Source organism: Oceanobacillus saliphilus, assembly GCF_023522835.1.
Classification (GTDB): domain Bacteria; phylum Bacillota; class Bacilli; order Bacillales; family Amphibacillaceae; genus Oceanobacillus; species Oceanobacillus saliphilus.
Map to the genome: position 1 here is coordinate 1 of NZ_JALCZU010000164.1, position 267 is coordinate 267.

General features: G+C 75.3%; 1 protein-coding gene. It reads left to right on the forward strand.

The features are described 5' to 3' along the window. Positions 1 to 267: DUF3054 domain-containing protein (locus MN204_RS21875; protein ID WP_249872952.1), on the forward strand; the 267-nt coding region annotated here is incomplete at both ends.

Genomic DNA, 267 nt, shown 5'->3' on the forward strand with positions numbered 1-267 from the left:
GTCCGCACCTCCGCCCGCGAAGATGCGGACAGCGGTCCTGGCGGCGGCCGCTGATCTGGCGCTGGTCCTGGCCTTCGCCGCGATCGGCCGGGATGCCCACCAGCGCGGGGAGGTTATCACCGGGGTCCTTGCCACCGCCTGGCCGTTCCTCGCCGGAGCCGCCGTGTCCTGGCTGGCGCTGCGGGTGTGGCGTGCTCCCCTGGCGCTCTGGCCCGCCGGCGTCGTCGTCTGGCTGGGAACGGTGGCCGTCGGCATGCTCCTGCGGGC